General features: G+C 60.4%; 17 protein-coding genes. 12 read left to right on the forward strand and 5 right to left on the reverse strand.

Going from position 1 to position 14,810, the window contains the following annotated elements; genetic code table 11:
* Positions 1 to 180: 180 nt before the first annotated feature.
* The 11 genes from ACSSV3_RS02100 to ACSSV3_RS02150 all read left to right on the forward strand — a co-directional run bounded on the left by ACSSV3_RS02100 (position 181) and on the right by ACSSV3_RS02150 (position 11,836).
* Positions 181 to 1,098 (forward strand): tyrosine-type recombinase/integrase, encoded by a 918-nt coding sequence (locus tag ACSSV3_RS02100; RefSeq protein WP_354326817.1) that lies wholly within the window; start codon positions 181 to 183, stop codon positions 1,096 to 1,098.
* Between the two features lie 4 nt (positions 1,099 to 1,102).
* Positions 1,103 to 2,296 carry an IS91 family transposase gene (locus ACSSV3_RS02105; RefSeq protein ID WP_354326815.1) on the forward strand — a complete coding sequence of 398 codons (1,194 nt, stop codon included), beginning with the start codon at positions 1,103 to 1,105 and terminating at the stop codon, positions 2,294 to 2,296.
* Between the two features lie 575 nt (positions 2,297 to 2,871).
* On the forward strand, positions 2,872 to 7,194 hold the full coding sequence (locus tag ACSSV3_RS02110) for a chemotaxis protein CheB (protein ID WP_354326813.1): 4,323 nt from the start codon (positions 2,872 to 2,874) through the stop codon (positions 7,192 to 7,194).
* A 164-nt stretch (positions 7,195 to 7,358) separates the two neighbouring features.
* The gene (locus ACSSV3_RS02115) at positions 7,359 to 7,766 is read left to right on the forward strand and encodes a glycine zipper 2TM domain-containing protein (RefSeq protein ID WP_354326811.1); all 408 of its coding nucleotides are present in this window, start codon (positions 7,359 to 7,361) and stop codon (positions 7,764 to 7,766) included.
* Positions 7,767 to 7,798: 32 nt separating this feature from the next.
* The gene (locus ACSSV3_RS02120) at positions 7,799 to 7,945 is read left to right on the forward strand and encodes a lmo0937 family membrane protein (protein WP_354326809.1); all 147 of its coding nucleotides are present in this window, start codon (positions 7,799 to 7,801) and stop codon (positions 7,943 to 7,945) included.
* Positions 7,946 to 7,992: 47 nt separating this feature from the next.
* Entirely contained in the window at positions 7,993 to 8,178 is a 186-nt protein-coding gene (locus ACSSV3_RS02125) for a Thivi_2564 family membrane protein (RefSeq protein ID WP_354326808.1), read from the forward strand.
* Between the two features lie 84 nt (positions 8,179 to 8,262).
* Positions 8,263 to 8,445 carry a CsbD family protein gene (locus tag ACSSV3_RS02130; protein WP_354326806.1) on the forward strand — a complete coding sequence of 61 codons (183 nt, stop codon included), beginning with the start codon at positions 8,263 to 8,265 and terminating at the stop codon, positions 8,443 to 8,445.
* A gap of 72 nt (positions 8,446 to 8,517) precedes the next feature.
* Positions 8,518 to 8,844, forward strand: a complete 327-nt coding sequence (locus ACSSV3_RS02135) for a hypothetical protein (protein ID WP_354326803.1) — start codon at positions 8,518 to 8,520, stop codon at positions 8,842 to 8,844.
* Between the two features lie 51 nt (positions 8,845 to 8,895).
* Positions 8,896 to 9,345: a ferritin-like domain-containing protein gene (locus tag ACSSV3_RS02140; RefSeq protein WP_354326800.1), complete on the forward strand. Its 450-nt coding sequence runs from the start codon at positions 8,896 to 8,898 to the stop codon at positions 9,343 to 9,345.
* A 451-nt stretch (positions 9,346 to 9,796) separates the two neighbouring features.
* Entirely contained in the window at positions 9,797 to 9,979 is a 183-nt protein-coding gene (locus ACSSV3_RS02145; RefSeq protein WP_354326798.1) for a hypothetical protein, read from the forward strand.
* A complete protein-coding gene (locus tag ACSSV3_RS02150; protein ID WP_354326797.1) occupies positions 9,980 to 11,836 on the forward strand; it encodes an autotransporter domain-containing protein in 1,857 nt (618 codons plus the stop codon).
* Between the two features lie 109 nt (positions 11,837 to 11,945).
* On the opposite strand, the gene ACSSV3_RS02155 is transcribed toward ACSSV3_RS02150, so the two are convergent.
* On the reverse strand, positions 11,946 to 12,206 hold the full coding sequence (locus ACSSV3_RS02155; RefSeq protein WP_454184740.1) for a helix-turn-helix domain-containing protein: 261 nt from the start codon (positions 12,204 to 12,206) through the stop codon (positions 11,946 to 11,948).
* Positions 12,206 to 12,670: a Crp/Fnr family transcriptional regulator gene (locus tag ACSSV3_RS02160; RefSeq protein ID WP_354326793.1), complete on the reverse strand. Its 465-nt coding sequence runs from the start codon at positions 12,668 to 12,670 to the stop codon at positions 12,206 to 12,208. Before ACSSV3_RS02160 ends, ACSSV3_RS02155 begins: the two co-directional genes overlap by 1 nt.
* A gap of 171 nt (positions 12,671 to 12,841) precedes the next feature.
* Between ACSSV3_RS02160 and ACSSV3_RS02165 the strand changes: the two genes are divergently transcribed.
* Positions 12,842 to 13,114, forward strand: coding sequence for a hypothetical protein (locus tag ACSSV3_RS02165; RefSeq protein ID WP_354326791.1), 273 nt, complete (start codon positions 12,842 to 12,844; stop codon positions 13,112 to 13,114).
* 51 nt (positions 13,115 to 13,165) lie between these two features.
* Here ACSSV3_RS02165 and ACSSV3_RS02170 read toward each other — a convergent pair whose 3' ends face one another.
* The 3 genes from ACSSV3_RS02170 to ACSSV3_RS02180 all read right to left on the reverse strand — a co-directional run bounded on the left by ACSSV3_RS02170 (position 13,166) and on the right by ACSSV3_RS02180 (position 14,503).
* Positions 13,166 to 13,474 carry a catalase-related domain-containing protein gene (locus tag ACSSV3_RS02170; RefSeq protein WP_354326790.1) on the reverse strand — a complete coding sequence of 103 codons (309 nt, stop codon included), beginning with the start codon at positions 13,472 to 13,474 and terminating at the stop codon, positions 13,166 to 13,168.
* A gap of 94 nt (positions 13,475 to 13,568) precedes the next feature.
* Positions 13,569 to 14,027 carry a ferritin-like domain-containing protein gene (locus tag ACSSV3_RS02175; RefSeq protein ID WP_354326789.1) on the reverse strand — a complete coding sequence of 153 codons (459 nt, stop codon included), beginning with the start codon at positions 14,025 to 14,027 and terminating at the stop codon, positions 13,569 to 13,571.
* Positions 14,028 to 14,260: 233 nt separating this feature from the next.
* Entirely contained in the window at positions 14,261 to 14,503 is a 243-nt protein-coding gene (locus ACSSV3_RS02180) for a cold-shock protein (protein WP_354326788.1), read from the reverse strand.
* Positions 14,504 to 14,810: the final 307 nt, after the last annotated feature.

Genomic DNA, 14,810 nt, shown 5'->3' on the forward strand with positions numbered 1-14,810 from the left:
TTGTGCGGGGCGGAAGACAGCAGCCCGACCATCCAATCGAAGACGGCAGTTCTCGACCCAGAGCACGAACCCGCTTCGCGGGAGGGTCGCTTGGTGTGAGGTCGTCTGGTATTGTCGAGGCTTTGAGAGCGGCGACGTCGCTTGTGAGGGTGGAGTTCCTTCAATGGAGAGGAACTCATCATGGATACCATCACTACCGCTGTCCCGAGCAATTCCCTGCGCGAGCGTATGTTGCAAGACATGACGATGCGTGGCTTTGGCGATCACACGCAGAAGGACTACATCCGGCACGTTCGATCATTTGCCGCGTTTCTCGGCCGGCCTCCCGATACGGCGACGATTGAAGATCTCCGGCGTTTTCAGATCGATCAGCATGAGCGCGCAATCAGCCCTGCAACGATCAACGGGGCCGTATCGGCACTGCGGTTCCTATTCAGTATTACCCTCAAGCGACCGGAGATGGCACTGGGGCTGGTCGTCGTTCGCTGCACCCCCAAGCTCCGAGAGGTCTTGAGCGTCGAGGAGGCCGCACGGTTGATCGAGGCGGCGCCCGGCATCAAGTACAAGGCCGCATTCAGCGTCGCCTACGGCGCGGGCCTGCGCGTGTCCGAGGTGACCCACCTCAAGATCGGAGACATCGACAGCGAGCGTATGATCATCCGTGTCGAGCAGGGCAAGGGACGCAAGGACCGTAACGCCATGCTTTCCCCGCACCTGCTGGATTTGCTTCGTCAGTGGTGGCGCGAAGGCAAGCGCCGCGGGGTGATGCTCCCCAATGGCTGGCTGTTCCCAGGCCGCAGCTGCACCGATCCGATCTCGGCGCGACAGTTGAACCGCGCCGTGCATGAGGCGGCCGAGTTCGCCGGGATCCATAAGCGCGTGAGTCCACACACATTGCGCCATTCGTTTGCCACTCACCTGCTCGAGCAGGGTGTCGATATCCGCGTGATCCAGGTGCTGCTGGGCCATACCAAGATCGACACCACCGCCATTTACACCAAGGTATCATCCAGAACGATGCAGGCGGTGGCGAGCCCGCTCGATCATATCTTCAGCTTGATGGAAGGTCGGAAGCGAACGGTATCGCCGCCCGGTTGAACCGGTGCGCACCTCGATCGAGGTCGCCGACATCTTCCGGAGTGCCGGGCTTGCGTATCGCGCAGCCCATGCCGGGCATCTCAGCCTCGGCCAGCTCAAGGTCATGGCGGCCATCGAGAACTGCCGCACCGCCGCGCTGGGCGGCCACGTCGAGGCCTGCGATGACTGCGGGCACTGGCGGATCGCCTACAACTCCTGCCGTAACCGGCATTGCCCTAAATGCCAGGGTGCAGCGGCGCGCACCTGGCTGGCCGCGCGCGAAGCCGATCTGTTGCCAGTGGGATACTTCCACGTCGTGTTCACGCTGCCGGCCGAGATCGCGGATATCGCGTGGCAGAACAAGGCGGTGGTCTATGATCTGCTGTTCCGCGCGGCTGCGGACACGATGCTGACCATCGCCGCCGATCCCAAGCACCTCGGCGCGCGGGTCGGCATCACCGCCGTATTGCACACCTGGGGATCGGCACTGACCCACCACCCGCATGTGCACATGATCGTGCCAGGGGGCGGCATCGCGCTCGATGGCACGCGCTGGATCTCGTCACGCCCGGCATTCCTGCTACCGGTGCGGGTGTTGGGCGCATTGTTCCGCCGGCTGTTCCTCACTCGCCTGCTGGCATTGTTCGATGCCGGCAAGCTGGCCTTCTTCGGTCAGCTCGCTGAGCTCGCCGATCGGCGCGCATTATTGCGTCATCTCTCACCTGTCCGCAAAAAACGCTGGGTGGTCTACGCCAAAGCGCCCTTTGCAGGACCGCAGGCGGTGCTGGCCTATCTCTCGCGCTACACCCACCGCGTCGCCATATCGAACCAGCGGCTCCTTGCCTTCGACGAGCGCGGTGTGACGTTCCGTTACAAGGATTACCGCCGTGACGGGGCCGAACGCCAGCAGGTCATGTCGCTGGCGACCGACGAGTTCATCCGCCGCTTTCTGATCCATGTCCTGCCGCGGGGCTTCCACCGCATTCGTCATTACGGCCTGCTGGCCAGTTCGACGCACAAGGTCGCCATGGCGCTCGCCCGCAAGCTGCTGGGCATTGCTGCACCAATCGAGGAGCCCGAACCGGATGAACCGCCCGACCACCGCCCGCCATGCCCATGCTGCGGTGGGCACATGACCATCATCGAGGCCTTTGCCCGTTCGTACCAACCGCGTGCACCGCCTACGCCAGCACTCCCCGCCCGGAGACACACGCCATGATCCGGCATGGCTCGCCCTGCAAGACGGTCAGATCCATGGGGACCCGGTCGATGCCCCCGCGCATGCCCGGCCCAGAATTAGCCCGGGCGCAGGGCGTGGTCGCCAGCAAATCCAATGCCGTTTGCAACCCGATACCCTACGAAACCACTCCGATCCGACCATTGGCTACACTGCCGCATCACGAGCGCCCGCCGCCCCAGACAATCCCAAAGCCGCTTTACCCATAGACCAGCGCGTGCGGACCGCGGGTTCCTGCACTGGAGGCTTTCGTACGCAAGCGGCCGAAACCCTTCACAGATCCGGTCGTTCACGATCGCCTGATTGAACGTCTGGCCCTGCCACAAACTGCCGCTAAGGCAGTCCGGGGCTTACGGTCGCAAATGCGCCTTCACTCCTGTCACTTGCGGTTGCGACTAATGTCTCCAGAAGCCGACATTCACTGCGCATCCAGCCTGAAGGTTGGGCGGCGGGACGCAATGCTTCGTGCACGGCGGTGGGATTGCTGCTAAGCCTGCGACCTGATGCCGCAAAGAAGCCCTCCCCAAGCAGGTGGCGACAGGCTCGTCGGGAAGGTCTTGCACACCGGGAAGGCGGAACAACGTATCGCTTGGGCACCCACCAAATCGGGCGGCACGGCGATATCGCCGGTTCCGATTGTAGGCATCGGCGCATCGGCCGGAGGGCTGGATGCCATGGCCCGGCTGCTCGATGCGATGCCGTCCGATACGGGTATGGCTTTCTTGCTTGTGCAGCATCTTGATCCCCACCACCCCAGCCAGCTAGCGGAGCTGCTCGCCACCCATACGGCTATGTCGATCTGCGAGGCGGCGGAAGGCATGGCGGTCCTCGCCGATGCGATCTATGTCTGCCCGCCGGGCCAGTTCATGGCGATCCGGTTCGGTGTGCTGCATCTGTCGCGCCCTCTGGCAGGCGATCATACCCGCCTTCCCATCGATTTCCTTGTGCGTTCGATGGGAGAGGAATGCGGTCCGCGTTCTGTCTGCATTATCCTGTCGGGCACCGGCAATGATGGCAGCGGCGCGCTGCCGACCCTGCACGACAGCGGCGGATATATCATCGTACAAGACCCGGATGAGGCCGAGCACGACGGGATGCCGCGCAGCGCGGTGCTGACCGGGCTGGCTGATGCGGTAGAGCCGCTTATCCGGATACCGCAGGCTCTGGCAAAAATCGGACAGCAGATCATCCACGCGGCCGCTCGCAGGATGCAGCCCGCAGGCTATGAGGCCGGCGATATCCAGACCATTATCGCGCTGCTGCAAGGCAAGGTCGGGCAGGATTTCAGCGCCTACAAGCGCGGCACGCTTGAGCGGCGGATCCATCGACGCATGGGCCTCAGCGGCCTGCCGGCAGGGGCGATTGCGCGGTATCGTGACGAACTGGCCCGCAACCACGAAGAATGCCTTGCGCTGGCCGAGGACCTGCTGATCAACGTCACCAGCTTTTTCCGCGATCCATCAGTTTTCGATGTGCTCGAGGGCAGTGTCATCCCCGATTTGCTCGCCAACCTCGCCCCCGATCAGGCGCTGCGTGTCTGGGTAGCGGGGTGCAGCACGGGAGAAGAAGCCTATTCGCTGGCGATGATTATGCGCGATGCGATCGTGGCGGGGCGGCGCGATATCAAGCTGCAGGTCTTCGCTTCCGACATTGATGCACAGGCCATCGCCGTGGCGCGTGAGGGTCTGTACGCGCACGCGATCAAGGATGAAATTTCGGCCGACCGGCTGGCGCGCTACTTTGTTGAGGAAGAAGGCGGCTACCGCGTGACCCCGGCCTTGCGCGGATCGGTAGTGTTCACCGTGCAGGACGTGCTGACCGACCCGCCCTTTTCGCGGATGGATCTGGTATCCTGTCGCAATCTGCTGATTTACCTGAAGCCCGAGGCGCAGGCCAAGGTCATCGGCCTATTCCACTTCGCCTTGCGCGAAAACGGCGTGCTGCTGCTCGGCATGGCAGAAACCCCCGGCAATGTGGCTGACCGGTTTGCCGTGCTGCACAAGCCCGAGCGCATCTACCGTCACATTACCAAAAGCAAGCCGGGCGAGCCGGGCTTTCCGCTCAGCTTTGTCGAAAGCATCCCCAGGCTGACCGCCTTTGAAAGCAAGCAGCAACTGACCCGGCAGGCGATGCTCGCCAATCTGTGCCGCGATGCGGTGCTCGAAGGCTTTGCGCCTGCCAGCCTGCTGATCAACGCGCAGCGCCAGTGCATCTATTCGATCGGCCCGGTCAGCCGCTATCTGCGCTTTGCCAGCGGCCCGCCGACGCTGGATCTCTTGGCGCTGGCACCGGATGAACTGCGCGGCACCTTGCGGCATGCCCTTTCGCGCGCAAACCCATCACAGCCCCTGATCGAGACTGGCCCGTGCCAGACCAGCGTGGACGGAGCGCCGGTGTCCTTCACGATCCAGGTTCGCTTCATCGCAAATGATGGCGAAGACCTGCAATTGGTCAGCTTCATCGAGCAACCAGCCCTGCCGGCCGTTAACGCAGCCTTCGCCGGCGAAGACAGCACAGCGCAGGTGCGCGAGCTGGAACGAGCGCTGGAGGCTGCCCATGCCGATCTCCTCAGCGCGGTCCAGAGCCGCGATGCGCTGGTGCTGGAACAGCGGGCGATCAATGACGAGGCGCTGTCGGTCAACGAGGAGTTCCAGTCCACCAATGAAGAACTGCTGACTTCAAAGGAAGAACTGCAATCGCTCAATGAAGAACTGATCGCGCTCAACAGCCAGCTTCAGGAGACTTTGGATCGCCAGCGGATCGCATCGGACGATTTGCAGAACATTCTCTACAGCACCAATGTGGCGACCTTGTTTCTTGATCAGAAACTGCGAATTCGCTTTTTCACGCCTGCCACCAAGACCTTTTTCAGCGTCATTCCCGGCGATATCGGCCGTCCTCTCGCTGATCTGCAATCGCTGGCTGATGACGATGACCTGCTGACGGATGCCGCAGTGGTGCTGCACGACAGCACAACGATCGAGCGCGAGATCAGCGGACCTGCGCAATCGTGGTTCCAGCGCCGCATCTTTCCTTACCGCACCCATGATGACGGGGTGGGGGGCGTGGTCATCACCTTCAGCGACATCACCGAACGCCGCCGGACGGCGGCCGCGCTCGACGAAGCCCGGAAAGCGGCGGAACAGTCAAATCGCGGCAAGTCCCGGTTTCTGGCCGTTGCGAGCCATGACCTGCGCCAGCCCTTGCAATCGCTCGGGCTGATCCAGACCATGCTGCAGGAAAGTGTCGATGATCCTCGGGCACAGGAACTCGTCGAGCGGTCTGGCGTCTTGCTGGACGCCATGTCGGGGATGCTCAATTCACTGCTCGACATCAACCAGATCGAGTCTGGCGTGCTGCAAGTCAGCAACGCCGCGTTCTCGGTCGCTGAACTGTTCGAGCGGCTGCGGGCCGAGGTCCAGCCGCTGGCCGAGGCGCAATCGCTGGAACTGCGGGTGATGCCCAGCACCGCCATTCTCCTGACCGATCCGCGCCTGCTGGAAGTGATGCTCCGCAATCTGCTTGCCAATGCGGTCAAATACACGGCGCCGGGCGGGCGCATTCTGCTGGGTTGCCGCCTGCATGGCGAACAGCTGCGCATTGAAGTGTGGGACACCGGGATCGGCATCGCGGCCGATCAGTTGCACCCGATCTTCGATGAATTCCATCAGGTCGATAACCCCGTCCACGAGCGCGAGCGCGGGTTTGGCCTCGGGCTGACGATTGTTCGCGAATTGGGGCAATTGCTGGGCTTGGAGGTCGCGGTGCACTCGCACCTGGGCAAGGGTTCAAAGTTTGCGGTGGTGGTCGCGCGCGGGTTGCCGAGTGACCCGCCAAACAGGCTGTCTGCCTTGCCGGCGCCGGAACTCTCAACCGGGTGCACCATTGCGTTGGTCGAGGATGATCCGGATGTCCGCGATGCTCTCCAAGATCTGCTCACGCGGGCAGGGCACACCGTCATTTCGGCGCGGGATGGCAATGCTGCGCTTGCGCTGGTCGGGCAAGGAGCGATCGTGCCCGATCTTGTGCTGACCGATTACAACCTCCCCGGCGGCATGAATGGCCTGGAAGTGCTGGCGGGCCTGCGCAACGTGCTCAAGCAGGATGTGCCTGGCATCGTGCTGACGGGCGATATCGCTCAGGATACGCTGGCCGAGATCGAATTGGCCGATTGCATGCTGCTCAGCAAACCCGTGGCCGCCGATGACCTGCACGCCGCGATCCGCGCCTTATCCCCACCTGACCGCGCGCCGCGCCAGCCGGAGAGGCAGGGCCCGGTGCACCTCATCTGCATTGTCGAGGACAGCCCCGACATCAGCAACGCCATGCGCAGCGTGCTTGAGCATGAAGACTGGCCGGTCATCACCTATCCGAGTGCGGAGACATTTCTAGCCGCCGAGCAGGCCGACCGCGATCAGTGCCTGATCATCGACACCAATCTTCCTGCCATGAGCGGGATAGCGTTGATTGAGCAGTTGCGGGCCGAGGGAAACCCTGTTCCGGCAATCCTCATCACCGGCACCGGGGACATTGCCATGGCCGTGCAGGCCATGCGGTCTGGCGCGAGCGACTTTATTGAGCGTCCGGTCAGCCGCAGGGATTTGCTCGACAGCATAGAACGCGCGCTCTCGCAAAGGTCTTCCGGTCTTGGGCGCGGTGCTGCCACAGATGCGTTTCAAAGCCGGATGGCGGCTTTGACCCCGCGCCAGAAATCCGTGCTCGATCTGGTGATCGCAGGCCAGCCGAGCAAGAATATCGCGGCCGATCTCGGGATATCGCAGCGCACCGTCGAAAGCCACCGCGCCCACATCATGCGGCGCATGGGCGTGCGCACCATCCCAGATTTGGTCCGTGCGGTCGTTTCAGCACGCCCTGCCTGAACTTGCGGCTGCATTTACAACCTGTGTTTGCGTAGATTCCGAGTCTGCCGAAAGGCCCTTTATGGGCCCACACCAATCTCGCGACCCCGACTAGGGCGTCCGGGAAAAACGTCAGTCCCTGTTGTTCCTCCCGGACGCCCGCTTTTTTTCAGGAAAGGTGGGCCATGTTGAAACCTGCATTCGGACTTGTGTCGGCAGCATTGCTGGCGGGCTGCGTCAGCGACATGCCATATGGTAAGGATCGCAATGACTGGTCACGTTACGATTATGACCGGCCCGATCCGACCTATGGCAATTACTATGCCGACCGATATCACCGCGATGATCCGCGCCGCTATCGGGAACGCCAGCTCAAGCGCGACGAGCGGATCTATCGTGGTCAGGATGGACGATATTACTGCCGTCGATCGGATGGGACGACCGGGCTGATTGTCGGCGCGGTCGCTGGCGGCGCTTTGGGCAATGTCATCGCGCCCGGCGGTTCGGAACTTGTCGGCACGATTCTTGGAGCCATCGGCGGCGGCGTAGCGGGCCGCGCCATTGATCGCAGCCGTGAGGTCCGGTGCCGCTGAGGCAGAGCAGAGCCACAGGGGGGAGAGAAGCAATGCTGTATGCCATCATCGCAATTCTGGTGCTGCTGTGGCTGGTGGGATTGGCCACATCAACCACCATGGGTGGCTTGGTTCACCTGTTACTCATCATCGCGCTTTTCGGCTTCGTCGTGAATGTGATGAGCCCGAAAGCCAACTAATACTGGCCGATGATCCCTAAATTCAACTCCAATCGGGAGCATACCAAATGCCGTTAATCAATCTTATCGTCGTTTTGATCGTGGTCGGGGTCATCCTGTTCCTGATCAACAACTATTTGCCGATGGACGGGAAGATCAAGACCATCCTCAATGTGGTGGTCGTGATCGCGGTCATCCTGTGGCTTTTGCAGGCCTTCGGCATTCTCGGTTCGCTTAGCGGGATCAACGTCTGACGCTGACCGCATTACCGCGCTGTCACACGAAGTGCGCACGATACCAAGGCAGAGCTGTTCTGCAAGCATCAAAGGAGACTTCCCATGGGTGAATTCACCGACAAGGCCAAGGGTGCCGCCAACGAAGCGATCGGCAAGACCAAGTCTGCCGCCGGACGCGCGACCGACAACCCCGAACTGGTCGCCAAGGGCCTGGCCCAGCAGGGCAAGGGCAAGGCCCAGCGCTTCACCGGTGCAGTCAAGGGCGCGCTCGGCGACAAGATCTAGTCCGCCCCGGCACGTCCCCGCGCCAAACACCCTGATCTCCCGTGATTTGACGGGCACCACAAGGATCTCACCATGCTCAACTCCCCCGCAGAAGGCTTGTCCGGTCAATTCAAAGACAGCGTCGATACCGCCGCCGAAGCGCTGAAGACCGCAGCATCCAGCACGCACGAATTCACCGAGGAAGCCGGAGAGGTGCTCGCCACCGCGACGACCGAGATCACCAAGCTGGCCGAAAGCCTGCGCACCCATGCGGTCAATGCCGCTAAGGATGCGGCAAGCTTTGCCAAGCATGAAGTCGAGGCCCACCCGCTGGCGTCGCTGGCGGCTGCGCTCACAGCGGTTGTCGCGATCATGGGCCTGATGGCGGTTACCCGGCGGAGCAAGCTTCCGGCGCAATGACCGTCTTGAGGCCGAAAGGCTGCCTGCCTACACCTTCAACGGGAGAACTTTATGTCTCAGACATCGCACGACACATCAACGCTGAACAACCTGATCGCGACCACCTTCGACAGCGTCGAGGGCTATAGGGAGGCAGGGAAGAATTCGCAGGGTGATCGCTTTGCTGCCATGTTTAATGCACGCGCGGTCGAACGCGAGTCCATCATTGCGACGCTACGCGGCGAAGTCACTCGTCTGGGCGGCAAACCAGAAGATGATGGCACTGTGCTTGGCGGTGCCCACCGCATGTTCCTCAACCTCAAATCGGTGGTCACTGGCCGGGACGAAAAAGCCATCATCAGCGAGGTCGAGCAGGGCGAAGATCACATCAAGGACAGGTTCGAAGATGCGATTGCCGACACCGAACTGTCACCCGGAGTCTTGCACACGATCCGCGAATGCTATGCCTCGATCAAGCAGGGCCATGACCAGATGCGCGATCTGAAGCAGTCGATGGCGTGAAGTTCCTGCCCTGCGCATGGTGACGGCTGAGGCCATCGCCGAGCGCAGGGCACCAATGGCTTATTGCTGCGCTCGTGAAACTGGCACTAGCGGGCGCAGCAGTAAGTTTTTTCGTCAAGGTCACAGCGATAGAGGCTGGCTAGCTTGGGTGCGGCTCGGCACTGTATTGCATTTTCATCAGCGCCGAATTTTGTCTGTAAAAAAAATTCAAAGTCTATTTTTAGCTCATAATATATGCTGTTTTTTTCATGAATACTGATCTAAATCATCAATATAATTTGAATTACATTTTATATAATAGGCATCAATAAATTCCCAAATTAGACAAGGAAGCATTATGTCTATCAAAAACAATTCAATCTATATGAGTTTTTGTTGTAAGAGGCTGTCGACATTGCGATCGAATGCTTCTGTAGGAACGATAGCTCTGGCTGCACTGGCCATGCCTTCGATGGCTGCAGCGCAAAACGAATGCGGGGTCGCGACGCTCGGCGGGGGCACTGTGGTGTGCACCGCAGCTGGCAATTCCTATCCCGGCGGCATCACCTATGTTTCGCCGACCGACGACTTGACGGTCGTGCTGAACAACGGCGTGATCGTCGACACGGCCACGCCTGCTGTTTCGGCCGTGTAGGTGACCGGCGGCGCTGACGCTGGCGTCACGATGGCGGGAGGATCAGCCTCCTCGATCACCGCCAGCGGTGCCGGGGCCAACGCGGTCAGCGTGATTGCGGGTGACAATGCCCAGGCGACGTTGACCGGCCAGATCCAGGCAACCGGTGCGGGTGCGGATGCCGTGGTGGTGACAGGCGGGAATCTAGCCACGGTTACTGTCGGCGCCAACACGATTATCTCTGCAGCCGATGGCAATGGCATAACGATAACCTCAGCCAATGGCAGCACTCTTAACAATGACGGTGTGATCGGGATCAACAATTCCGGCTTTGCCGTGGCAGCCTTTGGCGGCCCGCTGCGGATCAACAACACCGGAACCCTCACCAGTGACATCCGCTTCACCAGCGGGGCTGATGTGGTGAACAATACCGGCACCTTCGTGGTCGGCCTCAACCCCGATTTCGGCGCGGGCGCGGATGTGTTTGGCAACAGCGGCACGGTGCGCTTCCTCGGCGGAGCGACGACCCCTGTCTCCCGCATCTTCACCGGGCTGGAAACCTTCAACAACACCGGCGGACTGATTGATCTGCGCAACGGGATTGCTGGCGATGTGCTGACCTTGCCGGGAATATTCTCCGGCACAGGCGACAGCACGGTGGGCCTTGATGCCAATCTCTCGGGCGCTGGCCTTGCCGATCGCCTCGTGATCGGCGGCGCAGCGACAGGTTCGACCGCGCTGGTGGTCGACGTTAGCGGCCCTGCTACACTCAATCCGGGAGTGGTGCTGGTCGAGGCCGGTGCCGGAACGCAGGCTGGCGCCTTCGCGCTGGACGGCGGATCGCGCAATTTCGGCTTGATCGAGGCGGATCTGGTGTTTGATCCTGCATCAAACACCTTCGCGCTGGTGGGTGCGCCAAGCATCGCTGTTTACCGCGCGGCGGGATTTGGCGATGCGGCGCGCAATCTCTGGTACAAGTCCGCCGATACCTGGTCGGCTCATATGCGCTCCCTGCGTGACGGGGCCTGGGGCAGCGGTGCCGGTTCGCCCGGCGGCGGGCTGTGGGTGCAGATGCACGCTTCGCGCGACAATCGCGACAGCGTGGTCGCGGTCAACAACTTCGGCCTCGCGCGCAGTTTCGATCTCGGGTTTCAGCAGGATTACTTTGGCGGCCAGGCCGGCTTTGATTTCGGTGGGCGCGCGGGGGATGATGGCAATTTCGCTTTCGGGGTGACCGGCGGCTACATCAATTCCCGCGTGAATTTCGCCGATGTGACGGATCGACTGTCGTTCGATGCCTTCAACGGCGGCGCCTATGCTACGGTCAATTCGGGCAGCCTCTTTGTCAGCGTGCTGGGCAAGTATGATTACTACAAGGCCAACTCCACCAGCCAGTCGGGCCAATATGCCGCCAAGCTGAAAGGCGATGCCTATGGCGCGCAGGCCGAAGTCGGTTTCCGGCTGGGATCTGACAAGTTCTTTGTCGAACCCATCGCAACGATTGCCTATGTCCGCACCAATCTGAATGATCTCGACGTCCAGAATGCCGTCATCGATTTCCGCAATGCCGATGGGTTTCGCGGCAAGCTCGGCGCAAGGCTGGGGGCGAGCATTGCCGGTTCGGGCGCGAATGCGGTCGTGCTTTATGCAGGCGGCAATTACGTCCACGAATTCAGGGATGATGACAATATCGACTTCATCAGCGGCGGTCAGACGATCCGCATCGCCAATCCTGCGCGCGGCGATTACGGCGAAGGCGTGATCGGCGTGAACATCAGCGCGACCAACATGGTCAGCGGGTTCATCGAGGCCAATGGTGCCAAGGGCAGTGAATTTGATGCCTTTGGCGGACGGGCTGGATTGCGCATCCGGTTCTGAGGTCTCAAGCCTGACCCTTGCCTATGCCGATGCTGCCCCGACAGGGCGGCATCGGCATATCGCATATTCGGGAGAGGAGCCCGGCATCGCCCGGTCAATCCTGCGGCAATCAGGCGTATTTTCTGATCCGCTCGTGCAGGTAGTTGCCATCAAATCCGGCGATCTCGGCGAGCTTGCCCGAATCGATGATCTTCAGCGATCCGCGGCTCAGTTCCATGACGCGGGCTGTCTTCAGAACCTTCAGCACCCTGTTCACGTGCACCGGGGTCAAGCCCAGCGCATCGGTCAGCACCAGCTGGGTCAGCGGCATGAGGCATTCGTCATCGGTGGCAAGGCCGATATTGCGCATCCGGATATACAATTCGCACATTAGATGCGCCACGCGCTCAACGCTCTTGCGCCGTCCCATGCTGACGATCCAGGCCCGCAGGATGCTTTGATCCACCAGCTGCGACCACACCAGAACGCCTGCGTCAGCGCCGGGCGCGCCTGCACCAGCGCCTCCATCTGCACGCGCGGCAGCGAAGCCACCTTGGCCTTGGTCAGCGTCATGATGTTGTGATCAATCGCTTCAAGCACGGCGATATGAATGTCGCAGAAATCGCCCGGAAGCATGAAGGACATGATCTGCCGTCCGCCATCGGGCAGAATCTTGTAACCGCAGGCCCAGCCTTCGAGGATGACGAACACCGGATCGGGTTCATCGCCTTCGCGGATCAGGTGAAAATTGGCGGGCAACTCGCGGATATTGGTGCATGCTTCTGCCAACAGGATGATCTCCTCGCTGCCGAGAAGACCATATCCGCTGAGGTGTTTGATAAAGGCGTTGGACATGTTTACTCCGTCTGCAGCTTTATCGGATTGGCGGCCGTCCAGATTAACTTAGGTTGTGCCTGACATTGTTGGCGGGGCCATAACGGCCGCTCTGGCGGAGCTCATATTCAGGCGCGCGGCGCCAGATTGCGACATCGCATGCAAGCCTGATTTTTCGATCGGCCTCATTCTATGAACCATTACCCACCCAAAAGCGAGAACGCTGCCCAGCGGCAGGAACCCGATGCTCATGGGCAGGCCGCGCTGCTGCTCGCCGAGAGCATTCTGCATGCGCTGGTGGAGACCAAAACGCTGTCACTTGCAGCGGCGCTCTCGGTGATCCAGACCACTTGCGAAGTGAAGATCGAAGTGGCCGAGCGCGCAGGCGAATCCAGCACGCGGATGCATGAATCGCTGGGGCTGCTGATGGCCATGTCCAAAAGCTTTGCCGCCGATGCGCCATAACTCAGCGAGACGATGCGGCGTTTGGCAATCCTGGCCTTGCGGTGTGGGAATTCAGGCGTGGGCTTTCGCTCCGGCGAGCGCGGCAAAAGAACGCGCTACCCCGCTGGCAAGGTCGCCATGGATCTGCCCCAGATGAACCATGAGGCGCAAACGCGATGGGCCGGGCTCAATATGTTCGAGCTTGGTCGCAAAGGCATTGGCAAGCCTGTGGCGCTCTCCTTCGCTTAAGCTCAGGAAAACGCACCGGGCTTTCGTGTAATGTTCTGTGAGGATAGTGTGCAAGCGGCCTGCAGCCAAGGCCCGAACCTGTATCGCTACGTCACCTGCCAGTCTTGCCTCTTGGCTCATGGGGCGCTTCATTGGGGGTTCCTTCTGAGAGGAGACAAGCGAGGCCTTGCGCCGCCAAACGGCCACGCTTTGAGCCTGCCCCGTCCCGCTTTTCTTTGCGCAAAGATCAGCGGCCGCCCTCCATCGCCTGCTTGATGCCGCGTATCCGATCATGACCCTGCCTGATGGTGACAAAGCAATCACGAATGACCCGGGCGGCTTGCGAGGAAAGATCGGGGTTGTTCATCGCTGTTTCGAACTTCGCCTTCAGATGATCTTCGCCGCGCGCGATCGCATCGATGACGGCTCTGTCATCTCTGCTGCCAAAAGCCGATTTCAGATGGGCGACTATGCGATGTGCGCCTGCAAACAAGGTCCCGCCTTGTTCCGGCTTGCCGCCGAGCCTGCGAACCTCGCTTTGCAGCGCGGTGCGGATCGATTGGCGCTCAAGAATGCGCTCACTGAACGCAGACATGAAGCGGGCCGTGTTTGGTTTGGCCTTCGCCTCGGTATATCCATCGATGTTATCGGCTGTTGCCGCCAACAGGTCATTGATTTCCGTGATATCTATGTTGGCAAAGGGCAAAAGATGATCCTTATTGAGAGGGGGGGCCTGCGCAGTCTTTGGCCTTCAACGCACAAACTTCGCGCATGGCAGCGGCGCTTTGTGGCGCGGTCACTTTGATGGCGGCCATTTGATGGGCGCAAGGCAACTCATCAAGATCCAAGGCCCTTCCTGCCTTTTAGCTTGGCGGCTTGTGAAGGTCGGGGAGCCAGCCGGGGACGCCTGATTTCAGCACCCCCGGCCAGATTTCCGGATCAGCCCTGCTGCTGATCGGTCTGCTCGGCCTGACCCTGCTCCATCTGGAGATTGATGGCCTTCATCTTGCCGCCATCGCCCTTGGAGGTTTCGTAGCCGTAGCGCTCGTCGACCTTGGGTTCCTGGCCCTGCTGCTGCAGATCGGCCTTGGCGAAGGCCATGGGCTCACCACCCTTTTCGGGCGCAATCATTCCGGCACCCTTGCTGCTGTCATAGCTCTTAATCTTGCCGTAATTCGTCATCGACATATTCCTTTTATATTTCACATCAATCTATCATAGATTGCATGCAGCCAACATCAGAGGAAAGTATTTCGTTAAAGAAATAATAAAACCCTATTTGGCACTCTCAAAATAATGAATTTTGTGATTTTTTCAAAGAGTATATTTATTTATTTCATGATTTAGATTAAATGTACGGGATTTTGCTCCTGAATTTTACGATTTCACCCAAGCTAGTGGATTGACCGGAACGAAAGAGTCCATTTAGGGATTCCCAGAGGCTTGCCGACGTGCGATTCAGGGAGGATGCGCGATGGTATCACTTTCT

The sequence above is a fragment of the Porphyrobacter sp. MBR-49 genome (assembly GCF_053628655.1).

Excerpts from the sequence above, each read along its gene's own strand:
- ACSSV3_RS02140 (WP_354326800.1), top strand. The coding sequence starts at position 8,896 with ATGTCTCAGACATCGCACGACACATCAACGCTGAACAACCTGATCGCG.
- ACSSV3_RS02145 (WP_354326798.1), top strand. The coding sequence starts at position 9,797 with ATGGCTGCAGCGCAAAACGAATGCGGGGTCGCGACGCTCGGCGGGGGC.
- ACSSV3_RS02155 (WP_454184740.1), bottom strand. The coding sequence starts at position 12,206 with ATGTGCGAATTGTATATCCGGATGCGCAATATCGGCCTTGCCACCGAT.
- ACSSV3_RS02165 (WP_354326791.1), top strand. The coding sequence starts at position 12,842 with ATGAACCATTACCCACCCAAAAGCGAGAACGCTGCCCAGCGGCAGGAA.
- ACSSV3_RS02125 (WP_354326808.1), top strand. The coding sequence starts at position 7,993 with ATGCCGTTAATCAATCTTATCGTCGTTTTGATCGTGGTCGGGGTCATC.
- ACSSV3_RS02100 (WP_354326817.1), top strand. The coding sequence starts at position 181 with ATGGATACCATCACTACCGCTGTCCCGAGCAATTCCCTGCGCGAGCGT.
- ACSSV3_RS02115 (WP_354326811.1), top strand. The coding sequence starts at position 7,359 with ATGTTGAAACCTGCATTCGGACTTGTGTCGGCAGCATTGCTGGCGGGC.
- ACSSV3_RS02170 (WP_354326790.1), bottom strand. The coding sequence starts at position 13,474 with ATGAAGCGCCCCATGAGCCAAGAGGCAAGACTGGCAGGTGACGTAGCG.
- ACSSV3_RS02130 (WP_354326806.1), top strand. The coding sequence starts at position 8,263 with ATGGGTGAATTCACCGACAAGGCCAAGGGTGCCGCCAACGAAGCGATC.
- ACSSV3_RS02180 (WP_354326788.1), bottom strand. The coding sequence starts at position 14,503 with ATGACGAATTACGGCAAGATTAAGAGCTATGACAGCAGCAAGGGTGCC.
- ACSSV3_RS02120 (WP_354326809.1), top strand. The coding sequence starts at position 7,799 with ATGCTGTATGCCATCATCGCAATTCTGGTGCTGCTGTGGCTGGTGGGA.
- ACSSV3_RS02160 (WP_354326793.1), bottom strand. The coding sequence starts at position 12,670 with ATGTCCAACGCCTTTATCAAACACCTCAGCGGATATGGTCTTCTCGGC.
- ACSSV3_RS02135 (WP_354326803.1), top strand. The coding sequence starts at position 8,518 with ATGCTCAACTCCCCCGCAGAAGGCTTGTCCGGTCAATTCAAAGACAGC.